The sequence below is a fragment of the Deefgea chitinilytica genome, from assembly GCF_016881405.1.
Lineage (GTDB): Bacteria > Pseudomonadota > Gammaproteobacteria > Burkholderiales > Chitinibacteraceae > Deefgea > Deefgea chitinilytica.
This window is the reverse complement of the sequence record NZ_WOFE01000001.1, coordinates 930,201-954,482: the sequence shown is the minus strand read 5'-3', so window position 1 is coordinate 954,482 and position 24,282 is coordinate 930,201. Positions and strand designations below refer to the sequence as shown.

General features: G+C 46.8%; 20 protein-coding genes. 9 read left to right on the top strand and 11 right to left on the bottom strand.

Annotated features, from left to right (window positions below):
• Nucleotides 1-20 precede the first annotated feature (20 nt).
• From GM173_RS04275 to GM173_RS04260, 4 genes are all read right to left on the bottom strand, one after another.
• Nucleotides 21-1,406, bottom strand: a complete 1,386-nt coding sequence (locus tag GM173_RS04275) for an efflux transporter outer membrane subunit (RefSeq protein ID WP_203570073.1) — start codon at nt 1,404-1,406, stop codon at nt 21-23.
• Nucleotides 1,399-4,536 carry an efflux RND transporter permease subunit gene (locus GM173_RS04270; RefSeq protein WP_203570072.1) on the bottom strand — a complete coding sequence of 1,046 codons (3,138 nt, stop codon included), beginning with the start codon at nt 4,534-4,536 and terminating at the stop codon, nt 1,399-1,401. The genes GM173_RS04275 and GM173_RS04270 overlap by 8 nt, the downstream gene beginning before the upstream one ends.
• A 12-nt stretch (nt 4,537-4,548) precedes the next feature.
• The gene (locus GM173_RS04265; RefSeq protein ID WP_203570071.1) at nt 4,549-5,703 is read right to left on the bottom strand and encodes an efflux RND transporter periplasmic adaptor subunit; all 1,155 of its coding nucleotides are present in this window, start codon (nt 5,701-5,703) and stop codon (nt 4,549-4,551) included.
• A gap of 323 nt (nt 5,704-6,026) precedes the next feature.
• Nucleotides 6,027-6,761, bottom strand: a complete 735-nt coding sequence (locus GM173_RS04260; RefSeq protein WP_203570070.1) for a beta-ketoacyl-ACP reductase — start codon at nt 6,759-6,761, stop codon at nt 6,027-6,029.
• A 126-nt stretch (nt 6,762-6,887) separates the two neighbouring features.
• Between GM173_RS04260 and GM173_RS04255 the strand changes: the two genes are divergently transcribed.
• The 6 genes from GM173_RS04255 to GM173_RS04230 all read left to right on the top strand — a co-directional run bounded on the left by GM173_RS04255 (nt 6,888) and on the right by GM173_RS04230 (nt 13,897).
• The gene (locus GM173_RS04255; protein ID WP_203570069.1) at nt 6,888-7,790 is read left to right on the top strand and encodes an SDR family NAD(P)-dependent oxidoreductase; all 903 of its coding nucleotides are present in this window, start codon (nt 6,888-6,890) and stop codon (nt 7,788-7,790) included.
• Nucleotides 7,791-7,873: 83 nt separating this feature from the next.
• Nucleotides 7,874-9,526 (top strand): CTP synthase, encoded by a 1,653-nt coding sequence (gene pyrG, locus GM173_RS04250; protein ID WP_203570068.1) that lies wholly within the window; start codon nt 7,874-7,876, stop codon nt 9,524-9,526.
• A 69-nt stretch (nt 9,527-9,595) separates the two neighbouring features.
• Nucleotides 9,596-10,435, top strand: a complete 840-nt coding sequence (gene kdsA / locus GM173_RS04245; protein WP_203570067.1) for a 3-deoxy-8-phosphooctulonate synthase — start codon at nt 9,596-9,598, stop codon at nt 10,433-10,435.
• A 129-nt stretch (nt 10,436-10,564) separates the two neighbouring features.
• Nucleotides 10,565-11,860, top strand: a complete 1,296-nt coding sequence (gene eno / locus GM173_RS04240) for a phosphopyruvate hydratase (protein WP_203570066.1) — start codon at nt 10,565-10,567, stop codon at nt 11,858-11,860.
• 108 nt (nt 11,861-11,968) lie between these two features.
• The gene (ftsB, locus tag GM173_RS04235; protein ID WP_203570065.1) at nt 11,969-12,304 is read left to right on the top strand and encodes a cell division protein FtsB; all 336 of its coding nucleotides are present in this window, start codon (nt 11,969-11,971) and stop codon (nt 12,302-12,304) included.
• 102 nt (nt 12,305-12,406) lie between these two features.
• A complete protein-coding gene (locus GM173_RS04230) occupies nt 12,407-13,897 on the top strand; it encodes an aminotransferase-like domain-containing protein (protein ID WP_203570064.1) in 1,491 nt (496 codons plus the stop codon).
• Here GM173_RS04230 and GM173_RS04225 read toward each other — a convergent pair.
• The 4 genes from GM173_RS04225 to GM173_RS04210 form a co-directional block, all read right to left on the bottom strand.
• Complete coding sequence (locus GM173_RS04225) at nt 13,890-14,189, bottom strand: hypothetical protein (protein WP_203570063.1); 300 nt, start codon at nt 14,187-14,189, stop codon at nt 13,890-13,892. The two genes, GM173_RS04230 and GM173_RS04225, sit on opposite strands and share 8 nt — an antisense overlap.
• A gap of 142 nt (nt 14,190-14,331) precedes the next feature.
• On the bottom strand, nt 14,332-14,595 hold the full coding sequence (locus tag GM173_RS04220) for a DUF2917 domain-containing protein (RefSeq protein WP_203570062.1): 264 nt from the start codon (nt 14,593-14,595) through the stop codon (nt 14,332-14,334).
• A gap of 131 nt (nt 14,596-14,726) precedes the next feature.
• Nucleotides 14,727-16,526 carry an FAD-dependent 5-carboxymethylaminomethyl-2-thiouridine(34) oxidoreductase MnmC1 gene (gene mnmC1, locus GM173_RS04215; protein WP_203570061.1) on the bottom strand — a complete coding sequence of 600 codons (1,800 nt, stop codon included), beginning with the start codon at nt 16,524-16,526 and terminating at the stop codon, nt 14,727-14,729.
• Between the two features lie 48 nt (nt 16,527-16,574).
• Entirely contained in the window at nt 16,575-17,801 is a 1,227-nt protein-coding gene (locus GM173_RS04210) for an MFS transporter (RefSeq protein WP_203570060.1), read from the bottom strand.
• 170 nt (nt 17,802-17,971) lie between these two features.
• Here GM173_RS04210 and GM173_RS04205 point away from each other — a divergent pair, with 170 nt between their 5' ends.
• A complete protein-coding gene (locus tag GM173_RS04205) occupies nt 17,972-18,286 on the top strand; it encodes an HU family DNA-binding protein (protein WP_203570059.1) in 315 nt (104 codons plus the stop codon).
• A gap of 98 nt (nt 18,287-18,384) precedes the next feature.
• On the opposite strand, the gene lysS is transcribed toward GM173_RS04205, so the two are convergent.
• From lysS to GM173_RS04190, 3 genes are all read right to left on the bottom strand, one after another.
• Nucleotides 18,385-19,899, bottom strand: a complete 1,515-nt coding sequence (gene lysS, locus GM173_RS04200; RefSeq protein WP_203570058.1) for a lysine--tRNA ligase — start codon at nt 19,897-19,899, stop codon at nt 18,385-18,387.
• A 61-nt stretch (nt 19,900-19,960) separates the two neighbouring features.
• A complete protein-coding gene (gene prfB / locus GM173_RS04195; protein ID WP_203570057.1) occupies nt 19,961-21,064 on the bottom strand; it encodes a peptide chain release factor 2 in 1,104 nt (367 codons plus the stop codon).
• 187 nt (nt 21,065-21,251) lie between these two features.
• Nucleotides 21,252-22,184 carry a cation diffusion facilitator family transporter gene (locus GM173_RS04190; protein ID WP_203570056.1) on the bottom strand — a complete coding sequence of 311 codons (933 nt, stop codon included), beginning with the start codon at nt 22,182-22,184 and terminating at the stop codon, nt 21,252-21,254.
• A gap of 209 nt (nt 22,185-22,393) precedes the next feature.
• On the opposite strand from GM173_RS04190, the gene GM173_RS04185 reads away from it, so the two are divergent.
• Nucleotides 22,394-23,614, top strand: coding sequence for a DEAD/DEAH box helicase (locus tag GM173_RS04185; RefSeq protein WP_203570055.1), 1,221 nt, complete (start codon nt 22,394-22,396; stop codon nt 23,612-23,614).
• Between the two features lie 33 nt (nt 23,615-23,647).
• Nucleotides 23,648-24,247, top strand: coding sequence for a histidine phosphatase family protein (locus GM173_RS04180; RefSeq protein WP_203570054.1), 600 nt, complete (start codon nt 23,648-23,650; stop codon nt 24,245-24,247).
• The last annotated feature ends 35 nt before the right edge of the window (nt 24,248-24,282 follow it).

Below are 24,282 nucleotides of genomic sequence, written 5' to 3'. Positions count from 1 at the left end.
TAGGGCGCTGCTATGCCAAATTATACTGCTGGTTTATTCCAGCCACCGCCAATTGACTTGATGAATTCAACCTGTGCTTTGAGTTGATTTCTTTGTGCCGCCACCAAGCTCAGTTGGGTGTTAAACAAACTTCTTTGTGCATCTAACACCTCTAGATAACTTGAGTAGCCATTGTCATAGCGGAGTGTGGCGAGCCTGAGTTGTACTTTCAATGCGTTTACTTGTACCAATTCATAATCGATCTTTTTTTGAATCGTTTGGTTGGCAATTAAGGACGCGCGCGTTTCGGCGAAGGCTTTTTGAATGGTTTCTTGGTATTGTGCTACCGCTTGTTTCTCTTGCGCTTTCGCTTGATCCACTTGAGCAGCGGTTAAGCCGCTATTAAATAATGGCATCGCTAAATCGCCAGCAAAAGACCAAATATTGGAGTTAGCCGAGAATAAATTATCAAGGTTGCCGCTTTGTACGCCAAGTACGCCAGTTAAAGAAATGCGGGGGAAGTACGCCGCCCTTGCCACTTGAATTCGCGCCCGGGCAGCAAGTAAATTCGCTTCCGCTTGTGCGATATCGGGTCGTTGCAGCAATAGCTCTGAGCTAAGTTGGGCAGGGATCATCATATTGACTTGTAGGTCAGAGATCGATTTGCCGCGCTCAATGTTTTCAGTCATCAGTGTCCGTGGCGATTGCCCCAGTAATACGCTTAATGCACTTTCTTGTCGTGCGATCGATTCTTGAAAATCGGGGATGTTACTTTGCGCATTACCTAGTTCCACTTCGGATTGTTTAACATCAAGCTCCGACGTCACGCCTCCCTTGAAGCGTTTTTGCTGCAGTTCGTTTGATTCAATCCGTGATTTAACCGTGTTTTGTGTGATTTCAAGCTGCGCATCCAGTGCCCGCAAATTAAAGTAACTTTGCACCACTTCGGTGGTTAGCGTCAGAATAACTGCATCTCGGTTGTATTGAACCGCCATTAAATCTTGCTTGGCTGCTGCGGTTGAATTACGCACACGCCCCCATAAATCCACTTCCCACGAGGCTTGCGCTGCTAATTTGTAGTCGCTGCTGATTTGCGACTCTTTACCCGTTTGATTTTTTGATACCTCTGCACGACGACCACCACCGCCTAGATCAATTCTAGGCAGCGCTTCAGCCGAGGTAATGCCGAGTTTAGCGCGCGATTCATCGACTTTTGCCGTGACTAAAGCGAGATTTTGATTGTTGGCGAGCGCCGTATCGACCAGTTGGTTCAAGATTGGGTCGTTAAAATACTGCCACCAATCTTTTTGTACGGTGACCTTAGTTTCTGCCGTTGGGAGTTGCGTAGTCGGTAAGGTTTGGTCAGGCGTAAACGCGCAGCCAGTAAATACTAACGCAACACTGAGTGAAAGAACGGTCTTAAGCATGGTTCTCTCCTTGTGTATTTTTTGTTTCAGTTTTCTTTTCCGACATTTTCATAATGAGGCGGAAGAATAATGGGATAAAGAAAATCGCAATAAAGGTTGCGGCCAACATCCCGCCAATCACAGGAACGCCCAGCGCAAAACGGCTGCCGGAACCTGCGCCACTGGACAATACTAGTGGTACACAACCGAGAATAAAGGCCAGTGAAGTCATGACAATCGGACGGAAACGTAGACGAGCAGCATCTAGCGCCGAGTCGAGCAGTGTTTCGCCTTCTTCGTATTTCATAATGGCAAACTCGACAATCAAAATCGCGTTTTTGGCTGCCAAACCAACCAGCGTAATCAAGCCGACTTGGAAGTACACGTTATTGGTGAGTCCTGTCACAAAAACTGCAAGCAAAGCGCCAAACAACGCAAACGGTACTGCAGTAATCACCGCAAACGGTAAACTCCAGCGTTCGTACTGAGCTGCCAAGATCAAGAACACCATCAAAATACCCAAAAAGAAAGCCAGTGCCGCGGAGTTTCCCGCTGCTTTTTCTTGGTAGGCTGAGCCTGTCCATTGCAGTTTGTAGTCTTTCAGGTTCATTTCTTTTTCAACGGCTTCCAGTGCCGCAATCGCCTGACCCGAGCTCACGCCCGCAGCAGGAGTGGCCATGATTTTTGCTGCTTGGAAGATGTTGAAACGCTCGACAAACTCTGGTCCTACGGAGTTTTTAATTGTGACCACACTGGTTAATGGAATCATCGAGCCATTGTTTGAGCGCACATACACATTACGAATGTCTTCCGGTTTGGCGCGATAATCCGCTTCCGATTGCAATTGAACACGGTAAGTGCGGCCAAACTGATTAAAGTCGTTGACGTACATTTGACCAAACGTTGCCGACATTGCATCAAATACTTGGTTTACGTTAACTCCCAGTGCTTTGGCTTTTTCACGGTCAAGATCCAAGTAAATCTGTGGAATATTGGCGCGGAATGTCGTTGAAACACTCGCAAATTCTGGGCGTTTTTTCGCCTCTTCAACAAATGCATTGACTGCTTTTGCAAAGTCGGCGGTTGAACCCGTGCCACGATTTTGGTAGTAACCTTCAATACCACCTGTAGTCGACATGCCGCTGATTGGAGGTGGGTTGAACGTTGCCGCAAAGCCGTCTTTAAGGCCCATAAAGGCCATGCCTTGGAACGTGCCAGCCAAGTCGTATGAACTATCTCCTTTGCCCTGACGCTCTTTCCAATCTTTGAGTGTGACAAAAGAAATGCCGCTATTGCTAATCACTGCGCCCGACAACAAATCGAAGCCAGTAAAAGACACGACATTTTCCACGCTCTTGTTGGCCATCAGCATTTTATCGAATTGATCACTAGTGACTTCAGTTCGATTTAATGACGCGGCATCAGGCAACATCACTGCGCTTAATAGATAGCCTTGGTCTTCTTCGGGTACTAGTGTAGAAGGAACATGCTTAAGCAAAAGAACTGTGGATACCAAAATGGCGCCAAAAATCATGAACGCAATGCCAACTCGTCGATTGAGGAAAGCAACGCCACCAACGTAGCGATTGGTTAGCTTATCGAAACCGCGGTTAAATGCTTTGAAAAAACGATTGGGTTCGTGATGACCTGGTTTTAACAAAATGGCGCACAAAGCGGGCGTTAAGGTCAGTGCGACAATACCGGAAATAATCACCGAAATCGCAATGGTCACCGCAAATTGTTGATACATCACCCCCGTCATGCCGCCCATGAATGCGACCGGTAAGAATACCGCGCAAAGCACTAGCACAATGGCTACTACAGGACCGGAAACTTCCTCCATCGCCTTGATTGCTGCGTCTTTTGCTGAGCACTTCGTTTCGCTCATAATCCGTTCAACGTTTTCAAGCACCACAATCGCATCGTCAACCACAATACCAATTGCGAGTACCAAACCGAATAGAGTTAAGAGGTTAATCGAGAAGCCAAATGCCAGCATCCCCGCAAAAGTACCAATCAGTGAAATAGGTACTGCGATACAAGGAATCAGTGTTGCTCTGAAATTTTGTAAGAACAGATAAACCACCAAGAAAACCAAAACAATCGCTTCAAGCAGGGTGTGAACAACTTCTTCGATTGAAATTTTTACAAACGTGGTTGTGTCGTATGGGATTGAGTACTCAATGTCCTGCGGGAAGCGTGTTTTAAGCTCTTCCATTTTGGCAGTAATTGCATCAGCAACACCAATCGCATTTGCACCGGGTTGCAGGTAGATACCCATGGCGACTGCGGCTTTGCCATTGATTTTGGCTTTGATGTCGTAATCTTTACCGCCAATTTCTACTCGAGCCACATCACGAAGACGAATCTTGGCGCCTTCAGGGGTTGAGCGAACAATGATGTTGTTAAACTCCTCGACAGTATGCAAACGACCTTGGGCATTCACGGTGTAGGTAAAATCGATTTTCTCTTTAGTGGGTTGTGCGCCAATTTTACCGGCGGAAAACTGTGCGTTTTGTTCACGGATAGCGTTAATGACATCACTTGGTGTTAGGCCTAGTTGAGCCAAGCGATCAGGACGAAGCCAGACGCGCATTGCGTAATCCGTGCCTCCGAACATGGTTAAATCGCCAACGCCAGGAATGCGCTTGAGCTCATCGACAATGTTTAGTAGTGCGTAGTTAGATAGGTAGGTGGTGTCGTAGCGGCCATTCGGTGAATTGATGGCAATTACGTTAAGAATGGAGGTCGATTTCTTTTTTACCGTAACCCCTTGGCGTTTTACTTCTTCAGGAAGTTGAGACATCGCGGCTGAAACGCGATTGTTCACATTAATCGTGGCCTGATCTGGATCGGTGCCGATGGCAAAATAAACGTTCATCGTCATTTGGCCGTTGGATGCGGAGCCAGACTGCACGTAAAGCATGTCTTCTACACCGTTGATTTGCTGTTCGAGCGGCGCTGCTACGGTCTGTGCGATTACTTCAGGTGTTGCCCCCGGAAAGAAGGCGGTTACTGAAACAACCGGTGGCGTAATGCCCGGGTATTGCTCAACGGGCAAAGATTTGAGCCCCGCCAAGCCAAGTATCACGATAATAATCGAGATAACGCTGGCAAAAATTGGGCGTTCAATAAAGAATTTTGAAAACATATGGGCTCCCGGTTATTTGCTTGCAGCAGGTGCGCTAGCAATCATTGGCTTCACAGTTGAGCCAGGAGGGGCTTTCATTTGACCTTCGGTGATAACCTTGTCGCCAGCGCTGAGTCCTTTGCTGATGATGACTTGGCCATCTGTGCTTGGACGAATGGTGACCGGTTTAGGTACGACTTTATTATCTTTGTCTACGGTCATAACCAAAAAGTCGGCTTGAGACTGAACGACGGCTCTGGCAGGAATAGAAATCGCGTTTTTAAGCGTGCCTAAATCCAGTGTGATACGAACAAATTGACCCGGCAGTAGTTCACCTTTTTCGTTCTTGAAAATGGCGCGCGCACGAATTGTGCCGGTAGTGGTGTCGACTCGATTGTCTGAAAAGTTGACTTGCCCGGTTACAGGGTAAACGCTGCCGTCTGCAAGTTTTAATTTTGCGGGGAAATTGCCAGAGGCATTAAGCGCGACACTGCCACTGCGTTGTGCAGATTCGAGCTCTTGGCGATCTTGCTCAGAATAGGAAAAATTAACGTAGAGCGGATTGTATTGCGTGATGGTCGTGAGCTTGCCGGACTCGCCGTTTGCTGAAATCAAGCTACCTTCCGATTGTGCAAGTTTACTGGTCATACCGGAAATTGGTGCGGTGACTTTGGTGTATTCAAGATTGAGTGCAGCTTGTCTTACGCTGGCTTGCGCAGCGTCATGGCTAGCGACGGCCGCGTTATAAGCGGCATTAGCATCGTCAAAGTCTTTTCTACTGACGGCATTTTCTTTAAATAGCGGGGTAATCCGGTCTTTGTCGGCGCGTGCTTTGTCAAGATTTGATGCCGCTTGAGAAAGAACACCTTTAGCTTGGTCTAGAATTGCTTTGTAAGGCTCAGGATCAATTTCAAACAGAACTTGTCCTGCTTGTACGTTTTGCCCTTCAACATAAGTGCGTTTGAGTAAAATACCATTGACTCGGGAACGCACTTCAACATCGCGATAACCAGCGGTCTCTCCAATCATTTCTTTAGAAAAAGGAACGTCAGTTGGTTTGATTTCAATTACAGTGACTGGTGCTGGTGGACGCTCTTTTTTTTCTGGTGCTTTATTGCATGCCGCTAAAGTCGTTAAAACGAAGAGGCTAGCAGTTATTGAACATATGGTTTTAGTTGTATTTTGCATGCAGTTGGCTCCAGATGGATTTAGCAAAGTATTTTAAAAGTAGCCCGTTGCAACGGAATTAATAAGCTTGGCTGCTTGTGCGAAAAAGCCATTGAGCGATTGGTAAGCGAATAATAGAGTGTATTTATACGCTTTAGCTTAAATCTTACGTATGCACATTGAGTATTAGCATTATTTGGGGCGTAGTGTAGCAGCTTAGGCGAAGCTGGCTAAGGCTTAATCAATTGTAATAATGCACACTGGTTTTTTTACCTGATTCATCACGACTCAATGAACGAAAAAAAACCGACCTAAATGGTCGGTTTTTTTGCTAAGTCGATCTTTTAGCAGGTGTGTTGCCCGCCATTGATAGCAAGATTGGCGCCAGTCATAAATCCGGCTAAATCCGATGCTAGATAGCTGATTAGGCCTGCGATCTCTTCTGGTTTGCCAAGCCGTGCAACAGGGATGTGTGAAATAATTTTATTACGAACATCTTCGGGAACTGCCATGACCATATCCGTTGCAATATAACCTGGAGAAACCGTATTCACCGTTACCCCTTTCTTGGCAACCTCTTGGGCAAGAGCCATGCTAAATCCGTGCATGCCAGCTTTTGCCGCAGAGTAGTTGGTTTGACCAAACTGACCTTTTTGGCCGTTGATCGAGGAAATATTAATTACACGCCCCCATCCACGCTCAGTCATTCCGTCTACAAATTGCTTAGAGACATTAAACACGGAGTTCAGATTGGTGCCGATAACAACATCCCAGTCCGTTTTGTTTAATTTTTTGAAAGAGGCATCACGTGTAATACCAGCATTGTTGACCAGTACATCCACAGGGCCAACTTCGCTGGTGATTTTTTCGGCGAGGCTGACGCATGCCTCAAAATTAGTAACGTCGCATTCATAAGCGTAAAAACTATAGCCCGCCTCTTTGTTGTCTTCTAGCCAAGCCAATTCTTTGCCTGGTTTTGAGTAGGTGGTGACAACACGGAAACCATCGTCTGCAAGTTTGCGGCAAATTGCCGTTCCAATACCGCCCATACCACCTGTTACTAATGCAACTTTAGCCATGCTGAATGTAATCCTAATGAGATAATAAATTGGAGCGCTAATTCAAATTAGCTGTGCTTTTTATGTCGAGGATACTAACACTTGAAATATATTGGCGTAAGCAAGTGTTATTGTAAAGGGTGAAAAATGACGATTTTGAGACAAAAACTAGGGTTATCACCTATTGCATTGGTGACTGGCTGCTCTAGCGGTATTGGTTTGTGTGTTGCTAAAGGTTTGCGAGAGTCTGGGTGGCGAGTTTTTGCTACGGCGAGGTCTGTCGCTTCTGTAAGCGAACTTGTGGAGCAGGGTTTTGAGGCTTTGCAGTTAGATGTTGCTGATTCGGACTCAATTCGTCGCTGTGTTGCAGAAATTTTATTACTTACCGGCGGGCGTTTGGATGCATTGTTTAATAATGCTGGATTTGGTGTGCCGGGGGCGGTAGAAGATTTAACTCGTGAGGCCATGCGTTATCAATTTGAGACCAATGTTTTTGGTGCAATTGAATTGACCAATGCTGTTTTGCCGGTAATGCGGCAGCAAGGCTACGGCACGATTTTGTTTAATAGTTCGGTGTTGGGTTTTGCAGCGATGCCGTATCGAGGTGCATATAATGCGAGCAAATTTGCCTTGGAGGGTTTTGTTGATACATTAAGGCAAGAATTATATGGAACCAAAATTGATGTTTGCTTAATTGAACCAGGCCCTATTGTTAGCGAATTTAGAGCTAATGCGGCAAAGCAATTTAGTCAATGGGTCGATCCTAGTCGTAGTTTTCATGCGAAATCTTACTATCAAATGAGTTTGCGGCTTGAAAAGCAAGGGAGCGTTGCGCCGTTTACACTACCAGCGGAGGCTGTATTTAAGGTTGTAGGCAGAGCCCTTGCAGCGAAAAAACCGAAGGTGCGCTATCGTGTGACTATCCCGACTCAAGTGTTTTGGTATCTAAAAAGGCTTTTGCCATCAAAGTGTTTGGATAGGGTGCTGTTGCTTGCTTCAGGAGATGAGCCTGGGGTGAGTTATGGTCGAAATCCGGCACGGCGCAGTTGATTCATGTTTTTTTCTTGCTGTCCAGAATTGAGGATATGCTGTTGTTCAGATAGAATAGGGGATTCAAACTTGTGCCTACTAACATGACCAAGTACATATTCGTAACCGGCGGCGTTGTTTCTTCTTTGGGTAAGGGCATTGCTGCTGCGTCTCTCGCGTCGATTTTAGAATCACGCGGTCTTAAAGTTACCATGATGAAATTGGATCCTTACATTAATGTGGATCCGGGTACAATGAGCCCGATGCAGCATGGTGAGGTGTTTGTCACTGAAGATGGTGCCGAAACCGACCTTGACTTAGGGCACTATGAGCGCTTCATTACTGCCAAGATGAAGAAATGCAACAACTTCACGACTGGGCAAATTTACGATTCAGTAATTAAAAAAGAGCGCCGTGGTGAATACCTAGGTAAAACTGTTCAAGTTATTCCTCATATTACCGACGAAATTCGTAATTTTATTGCTTTGGGTGGCGGTGAGGCTGATGTTGCCGTAGTTGAAGTTGGGGGAACGGTCGGTGATATTGAGTCGCTGCCTTTTCTTGAAGCCATTCGTCAAATGGGCGTTTTATTAGGGCCAGAAAGAACTTGCTTTGTGCATCTATCGTATGTGCCATATATTGCTGCTGCTGGTGAAATCAAAACCAAGCCTACTCAACATAGCGTAAAAGAATTGCGCCAAATCGGGATTATGCCTGATGTGTTGATTTGTCGTGGTGACCGCGTATTGCCAGAAGATGAGCGTCGTAAAATCGCACTCTTTACCAATGTGGCTGAGCAAGCAGTGATCTCGTGCCCTGATTTAGATTCAATTTACAAAATTCCACGCGTTCTGTCTGAGCAAGGGATTGACGATATTATCTGTAAACAATTTGCTTTGGATTTACCTAAGGCAGATTTGTCGGTGTGGGATAAGATTGTTGAAGCGTCTCAAAATCCACAGCAAACTGTCAATATTGCAATGGTCGGCAAGTATGTTGACTTGACCGAGTCCTACAAATCTTTGATTGAAGCTTTGCGTCACGCAGGGATTCATACTCGGTCGGAAGTGAAAATTCACTTTGTTGATTCTGAGTCACTGGAAACCGAAGGCGCTGAGTGTCTGCGTGATATGGATGCGATTTTAGTGCCGGGTGGCTTTGGTAAGCGCGGCGTTGAAGGCAAAATTGTTGCAGTACGTTTTGCACGTGAAAACAATATTCCATACATGGGAATTTGTTTGGGTATGCAAATCGCTTTGATTGAATATGCACGCGACATGGCGGGCATGGCGGGCGCCAATTCAACTGAATTTGATTTGGATACGGAGTATCCAGTCGTGGCCTTGATTGATGAGTGGGTGAATCATGACGGTAAAGTTGAAAAACGCGACGAAAACTCAGATATGGGTGGCACAATGCGCCTTGGCGCTCAAGAGTGCCGTCTGGAGCCTAATTCATTGGCAGCGAAAATTTATGGTGGTGAATCAGCAACTGAACGTCATCGCCATCGCTATGAAGTAAATAATTACTATTTGGATCGATTACAAACTGCCGGTTTGAAAATTAGTGGAAAATCAATGGGTGCGGAAGCGCTGGTAGAAACGATTGAGCTGCCTGAGCACCGTTGGTTCTTTGCGTGTCAATTCCATCCGGAGTTTACGTCTACACCGCGTGATGGGCATCCATTGTTTATTTCATATATTCAAGCTGCAATTGCTTACGCAAAAGAAAACGGTCGCGAAGGCTTAAGCTGCTAATTGAGTAGGTATGGGTCTAAAGCCCATACCTATCAATGGTTACATTCATATACGTAAAAGGGGATTGGTGTGAAGTTATGTGGTTTTGATGTGGGCATTGATCAACCGTTTTTCCTCATTGCTGGGCCTTGCGTAATTGAAAGTGAGCAGTTGGCGATTGATACCGCAGGTTTTCTGAAAGAAGTAACGACCGAACTTAATATCCCATTTATTTATAAATCTAGTTTTGACAAGGCTAATCGCTCCTCTGGCAAATCCTTTCGTGGTCTTGGGATTGATAAAGGTTTGGCGATTTTGGCTGAGGTGCGTCGTCAAATCGGTGTGCCGGTGCTGACTGATATTCATACCGAAGCTGAAGCTGCCATTGCCGCGCAAGTGGTGGATGTGCTGCAAACCCCTGCGTTCTTGGCGCGACAAACTGATTTTATCCATGCAGTGTGTGCAACGGGCAAGCCAGTGAATATCAAGAAGGGTCAGTTTATGGCGCCTTGGGATATGAAAAATGTGGTTGAGAAAGCCAAAGAAGCCAATGGTGGGATCGACAATATTATGGTTTGTGACCGCGGCACGTCGTTTGGTTATAACACCTTAGTGAGCGATATGCGTGGTCTTGCGATTATGCGTGAAACTCATTGCCCAGTTGTCTTTGATGCCACGCATTCGGTGCAACAACCGGGTGGTCTAGGCGATAAATCCGGCGGTCAACGTGAATTTGTACCCGTGCTGGCGCGGGCGGCGATTGCTTCGGGAGTGGCAGGCGTATTTATGGAAACGCACCCCAATCCGTGTGAAGCGATGTCAGATGGCCCCAATGTGATGCCAATTGCGCGAATGAAAGAATTGCTGACCGTCCTCAAAGACATTGACCGTGCAGTTAAGGCACACTCCTTTATTGAACATTCATTGTAATGAATCTCGTGTAAAACTAAGGCAAGAATTTTTAGTGTATGCATCTTGTGCTTGACTATAAAACTCTTGCACGAAGTCATAATTTTTTATCGCAGTACTAATTCAACCGTTTTAAGGGGTATAGAACCGATGAGCGCAATCGTTGAAGTGATCGCACGTGAAATTTTAGATTCACGTGGCAATCCAACTGTAGAAGCAGATGTACTTTTAGAATCAGGTGTAATGGGTCGTGCTGCTGTGCCATCTGGCGCATCGACTGGTGAGCGTGAAGCACTTGAATTGCGTGATGGCGATAAATCTCGCTATTTAGGCAAAGGCGTTTTGAAAGCCGTAGAAAACATCAATACAGAAATCTGCGAAGCCATCATTGGTCTTGATGCTGCCGATCAGTCGTTTATCGATAAAACCATGCTGGATCTAGATGGTACTGAAGATAAATCTAAATTGGGTGCCAATGCGATCTTGGCCGTATCTATGGCCGTTGCAAAAGCTGCCGCTGAAGAAGCTGGCTTGCCTTTGTATCGCTACGTGGGTGGCTCAGGCCCTATGTCTCTTCCAGTGCCAATGATGAACGTCATCAACGGCGGTGAGCACGCTTCAAATAGCTTGGATTTCCAAGAGATTATGATTGTTCCAGTTGGTGCACCTACTTTCCGTGAGGCGCTGCGCTATGGCGCGGAAGTATTCCACAATCTGAAAAAAATCTTGCACGACAAGCACATGCCAACTCAAGTGGGTGACGAAGGTGGTTTTGCGCCAGACGTTGCCGGTCCAGAAGAAGCACTTGATTTGATCATGGCTGCGATTGAAAAAGCAGGTTACAAAGCGGGTACTGATTTCCGCATCGCCTTGGACTGCGCTGCGTCTGAGTACTACGACAAAGCAACTGGCAATTACGTATTTAAGAAATCTGGCGGTCGTACTTTCACTTCAACTGAGATGGTTGACTACCTTGAAAGCCTTGTGAACAAATACCCAATCGTGTCGATCGAAGATGGTATGGGTGAGCGTGATTGGGATGGTTGGAAAGTATTGACTGATCGTTTGGGTAAAAAAGTTCAGTTAGTCGGCGACGATCTATTTGTTACCAATACCAAAATCTTGGCTGAAGGTATCAAAAAAGGTATTTGCAACTCAATCTTGATCAAAGTTAACCAAATCGGTTCATTGACTGAGACTTTAGCTGCCGTAGAGTTGGCTAAACGTAGTGGTTACACATCAGTGATGAGCCACCGCTCAGGTGAAACTGAAGATGCAACGATTGCTGATTTGGCAGTAGCAACAAACTGCATGCAAATCAAAACAGGTTCATTGAGCCGTTCTGACCGTATTGCTAAATACAACCAAATCTTGCGTATCGAAGAAGAATTAGGTGATGCAGCGGTGTACCCAGGTATCGAAGCGTTTTACCAATTGAAAGGCTAATGTTGTTTTCTACGTCGCAGCTATTTACCGGCATGCAACCTAGTTAACGTCTGTAGTAAGATAGAAAACCGGAGCTTGCTCCGGTTTTGTTTTATTGTTTGGAATGGTATGCGAATACTAGCGATATTTTTAGCTGCTGTGATTGTTGCTTTGCAGTGGCCACTATGGGTTGGCAAAGGAAGCTGGCTTCGTGTTTGGCAATTGGATACGCAGTTGAGCGAGCATCGAGCGGCCAATGCGAAACTAAAAGAGCGCAATGATGCGCTCGAGGCCGAGGTTCGTGATTTAAAAACGGGTACGGATGCAATTGAGGAACGTGCTAGAAATGAGCTCGGTATGATTCGCCAAGACGAGGTGTTTTTTCAAGTTCTGGACCGCAAGCCTTTGATGGCAAGTCAATCTGCATCTGTTGCCAGTACAGTTTTGGGGAAAGAAAAAAAATAAGAAAATTGATTCGGTACAATTTAATTTAAATATTTTATTTTCAAATCTGTTTATTTATGTCGGACTCGGCTATAGTTTTCACTTGGCATAGAGGTGCTAGCAATGACAGATTTAGTTAATGCAGAGAATCTGCGTAAAAAAACCGATACCCTGTACTATCAACTGGCCGAAGAGCTTGCGCAGGCTATTCAAGCGGGATTGTTGCGTTCCGGTGAGAAACTGCCTTCGATTCGCAAGCTTTCTTCTGAGCGGCAGCTCAGTCTATCCACGATTATGGAGGCTTACCGTGAACTTGAGGATCGTGGTTTGGTTGAGGCAAGACCACAATCTGGTTTTTATGTTCGCGCTATCCGCTCCTTGGCTTCGCCAGAACTGACTAAGCCGCCGCAACGCCCCTCACACGTAGTGATTGATCCACTGTTGACGCCAAGCGCTCTATCGCACATCAACGATGTTAAGGTGGATTTCGGATTAGCAATTTTATCGCCCAAGCTATTTCCAAATCAGCAAATTCAAAGAATCCTATCGCAAATCACACGAAATGACCCCGATATTATTGCCAACTATGGTGAGTCGCACGGAGACATTGAGCTGCGTCGGCAAATCGCACGACGCTCATTAACGTGGGGTGGGCAGGTCGAGGCCGATGACGTGTTAATCACCCATGGAGCAATCGAGGGGCTTAATCTATGTCTACGAGCGGTTACCAAACCAGGTGATGTTGTAGCGATCGAATCGCCCGCTTATTTTGGCTTGCTGCAGATATTGGAGAGCTTTAAATTAAAGGCGCTCGAATTACCAACACACCCTAAAACCGGCATTTCTATTGAGGCCTTAGAGCTGGCTTCGCGTAATGGGGATATTAAGGCCTGTGTGTTATTGCCTAATTATTCCAATCCATGCGGTAGCTTGATGCCTGATGAGAATAAGCGGCGTTTGGTGCAATTGCTGGATCAACGCAATATTCCGCTGATTGAAGATGATATCTATGGTGAATTCTATTACCAAGGTGATCGTCCAAGACCTGCTAAAGCTTACGATCAAACGGGCAATGTGATGCTGATCGCATCCTTTACTAAATTATTAGCACCAGCCTTTCGAATTGGTTGGGTGCTTGGTGGTCGTTGGCAAAAAGAAATTGAGCAACTTAAATTTATTAATACATTTTCTACTTCTTTGGTGCTTCAGCGCACTATTGCGCATTTTTTGGAGAGTGGTGGCTACGATCATCATTTACGCCGACTGAGAAAGAACTGCGCCGAGCAAGTAAATGATGCAATTGATGCTATTCAGCGCTTTTTTCCTGCAGATACCCGGCTGACTGTGCCGCAAGGAGGGTATGTGCTGTGGGTTGAGCTCAATTCGCAAATTGAGACGCTACAGCTATTACAATTGGCTTTGGCTGAAGGAATTAGCTTTACCCCAGGCGTGATGTTTTCACCCAGCAAAAGTTACCATAATTGCTTGCGTGTCTGCTGTGGTGAGCCATGGACTGTTCGCCACGAGCGGGCGATTGAGCGGCTGGGGCAGCTGGCGCAGCAATTATTACAGCAAGCACAATCAACAGCAGAGCATCCCGCCAAAGTTATTTAGCACTCAGCGCATTGCTTGGGTGTAATTGACTCGAGTCGATTTGCAGCGATTGCAATTGCTGTACACAGCTGTGCGCGACATCGCTTTGCGCTTCTACGCAACCGGCTGAGTAGGCCATCACACAAGGTGCTATTTGCTCGGTTTCGTCGACCCAAAGTACAACCATGCGTTGGCCGCATAAGCTACCAAGAATGTCGTTAACGTTGAGTAAGGCATCGATGATTTCGGCGTGAACAAGGATGGGGCTAAGACATCCAGCGACAAAAAGGCTTACTAGGGATTTTCGGAGCATGATGCCCTCCCTTGGCGGGGCGGGGCACTTCGAATGAAATGCAAACTGCCTGCCGTATGTTTACTATCGGCAGGCTAAGGCTTGAACTGCAACGCCTGTTTGCTTTGGCGTCGAATTTGACTGATGAACGGTAAACTGCAATTTAATGTGCTGTCGCCAACTGATCTAGGCGAAGCGATTGCTTGTTTGCAGAATTTGTCGTGCTGGCCGTTGTGCTAAATTGACTGTCTTGCAAGGCTTCAATCACCACTAAATCATTACCGCTAATCAAGCACTTTTCCCCGCGAGCCAAAATAATATCTTCGCCATCATGACTAATCCATAATTGCCCTGATTCGCAACGAATCCACGCCGGCTCAGAAATAAATGAATGAATTGCAGCGGTTTTTAGTTGAGTGGTTTGCATGATGTTCTCCCATTCATTTGGCGACTGATATGAACTATACGGGAGTGGTAGCAGTGTGGTTAGATGCAAACTGTATGGTTATTTGTCATTCAATTGGTCTTAATTTATAACTGTAACCCTCAAAATATTGACTATCTGCTTTTCATAATTTTTTGTGCACTTAATTTGCGGAGGCGGCGCAGCATAAATCGGCTAGGGTCAATTGCGTCAATCAGACTGCGTTCTATACCTTGAGGTTCCTTATTGAGTTGGCAAGCCAGCACCTCGGCCGCCAAAACATGCCAACTGAGCCCACGAGCACCAAAGCCTAGCACGGTGTAAATTCCTGTAGATTTAGGAATGTGAAAGAGTTGGTGCACCGAGTGAGAGATGGGGGCTGTGGCTGGCACCGCACCCACTAAAGGAAGTCGATCGGCGGAGTTGGGGCGCATGCATTGACGTGTTTGGGTGTTGCTGGTTTGGAGTAAGGCAGCAGGGCCGATTAGATTTGCTAAGTCGCGTAAATTATTAGCCTGTACTTCGGATTCGCTCATGTCCTCGTTGACGAGTGCGGCGCCAGCGCAGCGAAAGCCGCCAAACTCGGCGGTGAGATAGCTCTGACCAGAGACACCGATATTCGTTGTATTCAATTGATTGGCGGGGATTTTTGTGACGCTGCGAAGGCTACTGCTCAGCGCCAGTTCGGTGTGCGGCAATAGCCTTGCTGCGTCGTGGGCGTTGGCAAGTATTAATGTATCGGTGCTGGCAATCAATGTGTTGTTCGAGCTGAATAAGCACCATTGCTTATCTAGGTACTCAATACGATCTACGTATGTATTTAGTGATAAATCAATATATTCAATGCTTTCGTTGATATACCCATTGCAGGCGCTAGCAGGGTTGATCCACATTCCTCGTGGGAACCACCATCCCCCAAATTGGCATTCAATCGCCAGCTGCGATTTTGCTTGCTCGGCATTGAGCCATTCGATGAAAAAGGCGGCAGCTTGCTGTTGCTTGAGGATGGCTTGCATCAGTTCGGCTGCGCCACTGCTGGTGGCGATTTGGAAGTGTTCGTCAGCGCCAAAATGCACTGTCGCTATGGGTTGCTGGTTGAGTGCATTCAGTTTTTGTTGTGTGAGCAAAAAGCCTGCCCGTGATAGACGAGCTTGGAAATTATCATCCAAACTAAAAGTTGGGTGGCAGAGCCCAATATGATTACCCGATGCCTGACTGGCGATCTCGGCGGCAGAATCAATCAGTTGAATTTTCCAGTTGCGCAGCGCAAGACTATTTGCCACTGCGCAACCTGCGATTCCCGCGCCGATCACAATGGCTGCTTTTTGCTCGGGTGCAGGGCACAGCGGCTTGGGTGAGCGTAAACAGGATGCGGTTAGAAATCGCGTTGAGTCGTGTAGCTGTGGCGAAAATCCGGCTTTTATTAACTGGGCTTGGCTGTTTTTGTCAGTCGCGTTAGTCAGAATCTGGCTGTTAGCTTGGCTGAGGCGCCAAATTTGTTTTAGCGAAATCAAGTCTAGATTTTCACATGAGTGATTGAGTAGAAAAACATCAAATGACCCGCTTACTTCACTAAGTTGAGCCTCAAATTGACCGTACACCACGGTCAGAATCACGCTGTGCTGATTGAGAAAGACTCGATGAAATCCCGCGACAGGTGGTGGCCATTTTTGTTTTAACTCGTCGACAATTGATCGCAGCGAGTCATTGCCGTGAATTGAGCCATTCAAAGCTAGTGGTAGGGCCGCATCAATTTCTTGAATAAATGCGAAGCAATGCAGTCGTTGGCTGCGACCTGCGTCGTGTAGCCAGTGCTGAACAATGTCTAAGAAAAAATAGCCTTCTGCAAAGTCGCTGAGCAAAATGGCCGCGCTATCTTGGTTTTTCCATTGTTGAGACAGTATGGGTTTAAATAAATCAAACGCTTTATCCAAGGTGGGGCTCTCTCAGTGGGTAAGCATGTCTCAATTCTCGATGGTCGCTTATTGTGCGTCTTCACCAAATTGGCCGCGCAGAAAACGTCGCCGCGCAGTGACGGCGGTCAGTGCGCCAGCAATACATACCATTACAAAACCTGCATTGCCAGCATACTCGTGCGCCAATTTGGCGAGCTCAATACCAAGTGAGAAAATAATCATAATAATAATCCCCAGTGCGGCAGAGACAGTGCCTTTGCTTTGATCGCTGGCAAAAAGGGCGAGTCGGAATTGTGCGGCATTGATAATGCCGATACCCACAGCACTGATTGATAATGAGGCGACCAGCCAAATCCATGCGGTGGGCGCATAAATTAAATGTAAGCTTAAGACAAAGCCAAGTAGGAAGGGTATTGAACCCAGCTTAATAATTCGATAAATCGGCACGCTACCAACAACTTTAGCCAGAATGATATTGCCTAAGATCAGTCCTGCGAAGACGGGAATTTGCCAGTAACCATAGTCAATTGTCGATAAGCCCGCATCATTCATGAGAATCAGTGGCGCTAATGCAATCCACGCCAGTAGTGGCATTGAAGTAAAGCCAATTGAAATCGCCCCCGCTAAAAAGCGTCGATTGCGAAGGACGGCCATATAGTCATTTTTTAAACTGCTGACTTTGAGTGGCGAGCTGATTTTGGGCGAGGTTTCTGGCATAAAGCGCCATAAGCCTAGGGCTGAAATCGTGGCAATAATCGCAACGAAAATGAAAATCCACTCCCAATCGCTTGCTTGCAAAAGCATGGCGCCAGCCAAAGGGCCAATCAAGGGGGCAATTAAAGCCACATTCGCCATTAAGGCAGTAACACGAATCGCTGTGGCCTCGGTAAAGCTTTCTTGGATGGCTGCATAACCCACTGCGCCAATGAAACACATGCCGGTGCCTTGTAAGAAGCGAAAGAATAGAAACCACGAATAAGAGTGAACAAAAATAATCGCGATACAAGCAAAGATAAACAGCAATACCCCCGCCAGCATGATGGGTTTGCGTCCTTTGCGATCCGATAGGGGGCCGAGTAACCATTGCAAGCTGGCGCCGCCTAAGAGGCAAAGCGACATGGCGGATGGAATATGGCTGGGATCTACGCCAAACAAGTGCACAATAGTCGGCATAGCGGGCAGGATCATATCGTTTGAAATGTAAGTCGCAAATTCAAACAGTACTAGTGCCAGAGGGAATAATAAAGTCAGTGGGCTGAGCTGGCTAATTGGGCGGGGGTGATGGTTTGGCATTCAGTGTCTCTTATCAATTCGCTATTTTCCGTCCTTTAAGTATGAAAAGCGAGGTAATAGTGCCGTTGGCATAAATCGCTTTGTGTGCGCAAAGCGCAAGCTTATTTTGCTGGTCTGCGGCATAATGGGTGTAGTCACATTTTTTTTGCGGCCAATTAAAGGTCTTTTATATGAATAAAACTGAATTGATCTCTATCGTGCACAACTTAGTTGCGATTGATCATCCCGAAGTCTCTAAAAAAGCGGTTGCAGCCACTTTGGAAACCTTGTCTGATGTTATTTTGGCGACAGTGAGTGGCGGCGGTGAAGTGGTTTTGCCTAATGTTGCAAAAATAGCCTTGAAATCTCGTGATGCGCGAGTCGGGCGTAATCCACGTACCGGTGAGGCGGTGCAAATTCCCGCTAAGCGTGTTTTGAAATTTACCCCGACGAAAGCGTTAAAAGACGCAGTTGCAGAGCAAGACGCAAGCCAAACTAAAGCATGAAGATTCGATTGAGGCAAAAAAACCGGCGAAAGCCGGTTTTTTTGCGGGGTATTTGCCACTAGCCATTGTTTGGCAATGGCTGGCAATTGATACTGCGCTTATTCTTCGCGGCGCATTTGTGGGAACAAGATGACGTCACGAATGCTTGGCGAATCGGTTAACAGCATCACTAAGCGGTCGATACCAATACCGCAGCCGCCTGTCGGTGCCATGCCGTGCTCAAGCGCGCGCACATAGTCTGCATCATAGTGCATCGCTTCATCATCACCTTTGTCTTTCAAATCAACTTGCGCTTGGAAGCGTGCAGCTTGATCTTCTGGGTCGTTCAACTCAGAGTAGCCGTTGGCGTGTTCGCGACCAACGATAAACAATTCGAAGCGCTCTGTGAGGCCGGCTTGTGTGTCTGATGCGCGAGCCAGTGGCGATACTTCCGCTGGGTAATCAATAATGAACGTTGGTTCCCACAACTTACCTTCGGTGTTTTCTTCAAACAAACTGAGTTGTAATCCGCCAATCCCGTCCGTTAGTACTGGTTTGCCGCCAAGACGGGCGATTTCGGCTTTCAAGAAAGCGCGGTCATTCAATTGTTCGTCAGTGTATTCTGGGTTGTAATGCTTGATGGCGCCTGCAATCGTAAAGCGTGCGAATGGCTTGGATAAATCAACCACTTTACCTTGATAAGTTACAACCGCGTGGCCAGTCGCTTCAATCGCGCAGGCGCGGATGATACCTTCTGACATGTCCATCATGCGTTGGTAGTCGGCGTACGCTTCGTAGAATTCGATCATCGTGAATTCCGGATTGTGGCGTGTGCTCATGCCTTCATTGCGGAAAGAACGATTGATTTCAAAAACACGCTCGAGGCCGCCAACAATCAGGCGCTTTAGATACAGCTCAGGTGCTATACGCAAATACAGCGGCATATCAAGCGCATTGTGGTGTGTTACAAATGGCTTGGCAGTTGCGCCACCTGGGATGCTGTGCATCATCGGTGTTTCAACTTCAAGATAGTTTTCACCGACCATGAATTCACGCAAGCGTTGAATGATTTTGGAGCGCTTGATAAAGGTATTGCGGCTCACTTCATTGGTAATCAAATCCAAATGGCGTTGGCGATAAATTTGCTCTTGATCGGCCATGCCGTGGTGTTTGTCCGGCAATGGGCGTAGTGATTTAGTCAGTAGGCGCAATTCAGTCACGTGAATTGATAATTCACCAGTTTTGGTTTTCATCAAGGTGCCGCGCGCAGCCACGATGTCACCCAAGTCCCACGTTTTGAAGTCGTCATAAACTGCTTCACCAACGCTATTGCCACTGATGTAAAACTGGATGCGACCAGTATTGTCTTGAATCGTTGCGAAGCTGGCTTTGCCCATCACGCGTTTGAGCATCATACGGCCAGCGACCGAAACGGGGATGGCTTTGGCTTCCAGCTCTTCTTTTTCAAGTGTGTTGTACTGTTCGTGTAGGGCGCCAGACAAATGCTCGCGTTTAAAATCATTTGGGAAAGCAACGCCTTTGCTACGAATCGCTGCCAATTTGGCACGACGTTCGGCGATGATTTGATTTTCGTCGACTTGAACTTCAACTTCTTGGCTTTTCACTTCACTCATGATTTTTCCACTCAATACATTCAAAACAACGGGGAGTTTGAGACTCCCCGCGATTAAAAAATTACACGCCTTGTTTCAGGCTGGCCGCAATAAAGTTATCTAAGTCACCATCCATAACGCCTTTGATGTTGCCCACTTCATAGCTGGTACGCAGATCTTTAATTCGGCTTTGATCAAATACATAAGAGCGAATTTGATGTCCCCAGCCGATATCGGATTTGGTTGCTTCCAGCGACTGCTGTGCTTCCATGCGCTTGCGTAGTTCTAGCTCGTACAGCTTGGCGCGGAGCATTTTCCAGGCCTCGTCACGATTTTTGTGCTGTGAGCGATCGTTTTGGCACTGCACGACGGTATTGGTCGGAATATGTGTCAAACGAACCGCAGAGTCGGTTTTGTTAATATGCTGACCACCCGCGCCTGATGCACGATAGGTATCGGTACGAACATCCGATGGGTTGATGTCAATTTCAAAGCTGTCGTCAACTTCAGGGTAAACAAAAACCGAAGCAAATGAGGTATGGCGGCGATTGTTTGAATCGTATGGCGAGCAGCGAACGAGACGATGAACGCCCGTTTCTGTGCGCAAAAAGCCGTAAGCATAGTCGCCAGTCAGTTTAATGGTGGCTTGGCTAATGCCGACGATGTCACCGTCTGATTGCTCCATCACTTCAACGGCAAAACCTTTGCGCTCGCCATAACGAACGTACATGCGCAGCAGCATGCCCGCCCAGTCTTGCGCTTCAGTACCACCCGCGCCGGATTGAATGTCGATAAAGCAGGGCATTGGATCCATCGGATTATTAAACATCCTGCGGAATTCCAGCTTGGAAATTTCTGCTTCTAGTGCTGCGTAATCTTCAGCGATGACTTCGGCGGTGCCGTAATCTGCTTCGGCTTTGGCCATTTCAAATAGTTCAAGCGAATCGGTGACGCCATCGGTAACACGATCTAGCACGAGAACGATGTCCTCAAGTGCTTTGCGTTCACGGCCGACTTCTTGCGCTTTTTTCGGGTCGTTCCATGTTTCTGGTGCTTCAGACAAGCGAACGACTTCTTCGAGTCGATCCACTTTGCCTGGGTAGTCGAGGTAGCGCTTGAGTTCGTCTGCGCGTGCACCTAGCTCTTTGAGCTGGTTTTCAATCTGATTAAGCTGTTCCGCTTCCATGCGATGAATCCGCGTCTGCAACTACCAAGCTAAAAATTAGTATAAATTTATAATAATCAATGCTTTAGGTGTAATTGCTGTTGTTTGTAAAAGACGACGATTGTAGCATCAATCACAGGTTTTTGGATAGTTCGCCGATTTTGGCCACCAAATCGGCGTTTAATGCGGGATGAAGCTGTGTTGGGCATTAAAGCCAGCGTGCATGAGCGGTAAATGAGATGCCTAGCCAAGCATCGTCAAGCGGTAAGCCAATTTCACTCCAAATTCTTGTTCTGAGTGCGTCTAGTTCGGGTACGCCTTTTAATTTGAAGTCAGGTCCGACCATGATATTGATTTCAATGACGTATATACGCCCGGTTTTTACGATGTGCGTACTAAAATCGGCGATATCGTGTTCGTTTTCAACTTTACTCATGACTTGAGCGACGCGCAGTGTAACTTCATCTTCTGGATTGGTGATGATGAGTACTTCGCGCATATTGCTATAAAAAGTCTTCATCGGCACCGGAACTAAACAGAGCGCCAATATAGCCAAAACCGCGCTGTCGGCATAATTGGCCCACCAAGTTCGAGATGGCTCAGGTAGCACCCAAATCATCGCAAAACTTATCCCCGTCACGACGCTGAAGCTCATGCTGACCATCCATTCACGCGCATCATTGCGGATTAAGTTTGAATCACAGCGTTTGGCCATCCGGTGCTCATAAATCCAGACCGCAGCACAAACTACAGCACTTAAAAAGCTATACGCAACAACTTCGGTAGCGTCGACCGGATTGCCTTCGCTCACCAGACCACGAACACCATTAAAAAACGCATAAATACACACAATTATCAAAATCAAGCTATTAAAGCTATTGACGAGTGGCTCGATATGCGCATAGCCATATTGAAAATGGCGGTCTGCTGGCTTTTCAACCACTTTGGCGGCCAGCAAATATAGTCCCGACCCCATCAAGCTGGTTAGAGCATAAAAACCATCGAGCATCACCGCATCAGAACCGATATATAAGCCATAACCGATACCCGCAATGGCTAAACCTATAATCGTATAGATCGAGATACTCAGTGTGCGTTGCTCGAGTCGATTAACCTGCTTTTTGGTGAGCTTGCCATACATGGTGTTGTTCCTGATCGTGCGGTGAGTGTGCGCTGTCTATTTTATTGCATCGCTTGCTTGCTGTCTCAGTATGTTATTTTGCTGTTTCAATTCAGCATATAGGCAACTTAGACAGCCTCCGCTGAGCGTAGGTAAATGGATCTTTATCGTCGTTAAGCGATCAGGCTTGGTATCATGCGGAACTTGGTTTTATTCAAATAAGGCTTTTCATGCCCTTTAATGCTTTGGGTTTATCGCCCACCGTCGTCATCGCCGCAAATAAAAAACTGTATTTACAACCTACGCCAATTCAAATTGCGGCAATTCCCGTTGTTTTACGTGGTGGCGACGTGCTTGCGCAAGCAGCAACCGGATCAGGAAAGACTGCGGCCTATGCTTTACCTTTACTGCAATTGGTGCAGGAGAAACAGCGGAAAGTGCTTGTTTTGGTGCCGACTCGCGAGCTGGCCGTACAGGTTGGCGAAGAAATTCAAGGTGTAGTGAAATATTTGCCGACACCAATCAAAGTGGTCAGCGTGTATGGTGGTGTATCTATCAATCCGCAGATGATGGCATTACGTGGCTACGCTGATGTGCTGGTTGCGACCCCAGGTCGTTTGCTTGATCTGATTGGCCAAAATGCAATCAAACCCGATCATTTTAATACCTTGGTGTTGGATGAGGCAGATCGTCTGCTCGACATGGGGTTTAGTGATGAAATTAATCGGATTTTGGCTCTGCTACCGACGCAGCGGCAGAACCTGTTCTTTTCTGCCACCTTTCCTGAAGACGTTAATGCTTTAGCCGCTGGAATGTTAACGACGCCAACACGGCTAGTTATGGAAGTTAGCGAGGCAAATACACCGAATATTCTTGAGCGGGCGATTGTGGTGGATGATGCTCGACGAGCTGAGTTATTAGCGCAATTGATCTTTGATAGTGGCGAAGAGCGCGCCTTAGTCTTTGTCGCTTCAAAAGTAAGTGCCGAACAATTGGCACGCTATTTATGCGCAGCGGGTATTCAAGCAGCTGCATTTCATGGTGAATTCAGTCAAGGTCGGCGAAGTCAAGTGTTGGCTGAGTTTAAAGCCTCAAATTTACAAATTGTCGTGGCGACTGATTTGGCGGGGCGTGGGATTGATATCGATCACTTGCCATGCGTAATTAATTTTGATTTACCTCGTTCACCCGCTGATTACACGCATCGAATTGGGCGCACTGCACGTGCAGGGGGTAGTGGGGTGGCGATTAGCTTTGTAAGTGCCGCAACTGAATCGCATTTTAGATTGTTAGAAAACCGTTTAAAAAAGCGGATTGCGCGCGAAATCATCATTGGCTTTGAACCTACTGAACAGGCAAGAACAGAAAAAGGCGCAGGCGGAATCAAAGGCCATCGAATGAGTAAAAAAGATAAATTGCGCGCAGCTGCAGCGAAAAAATCGGCTGATTAAAGGGCGCATCTTGGCGCAGCAAGGATGGATTAAATGTCTCGAATCATTTATTTATTACGTCACGGGCAAACGGAATTTAATCTTGAGCGCCGCATGCAAGGGCATTGTGATTCGCCGCTGACCGAGCTGGGTAAATCGCAAGCGCGTGCGATGGGCGCTACACTCAGTGCACTCTTGAGTGAGCCGCAGCGTTGGCATGTGTTGGCTAGTCCGTTGGGGCGTGCACAGCACACCGCAAAACTGGTATTGAGTGAATTGGGCTTGCCGGAGCAGCATTTGCAAATTGATCATCGTTTAATTGAGGTGGCATTTGGCGAATGGGAACAGCAGCAGGTTTTGGCTTTGTTTGATCAATATCCTGAGTTAGCTACTCAAGCCGATTGGTATTTTCAGGCGCCGGCTTGCGAACCTTTGGCTGCGGTTACGACTAGGCTCAAGGCTTGGCTGAATGATCCTGCATTGCCTCAATATGTGGTCGTGGTGGCGCACGGTTTATTGGGGCGCATTTTGCGTGGCATCTACGCGAGATTAACTGCCGAACAAATGTGGCAACAGGATATGCCGCAAGACGCGTTGTTTCGTTTGCAAGATGGACAGATTACTCGAATTGAGTGTCGGCAACTCGTGGAGTAGGCTCTGGCTTGAGGTTTAATTCAGTGCACGTTTAG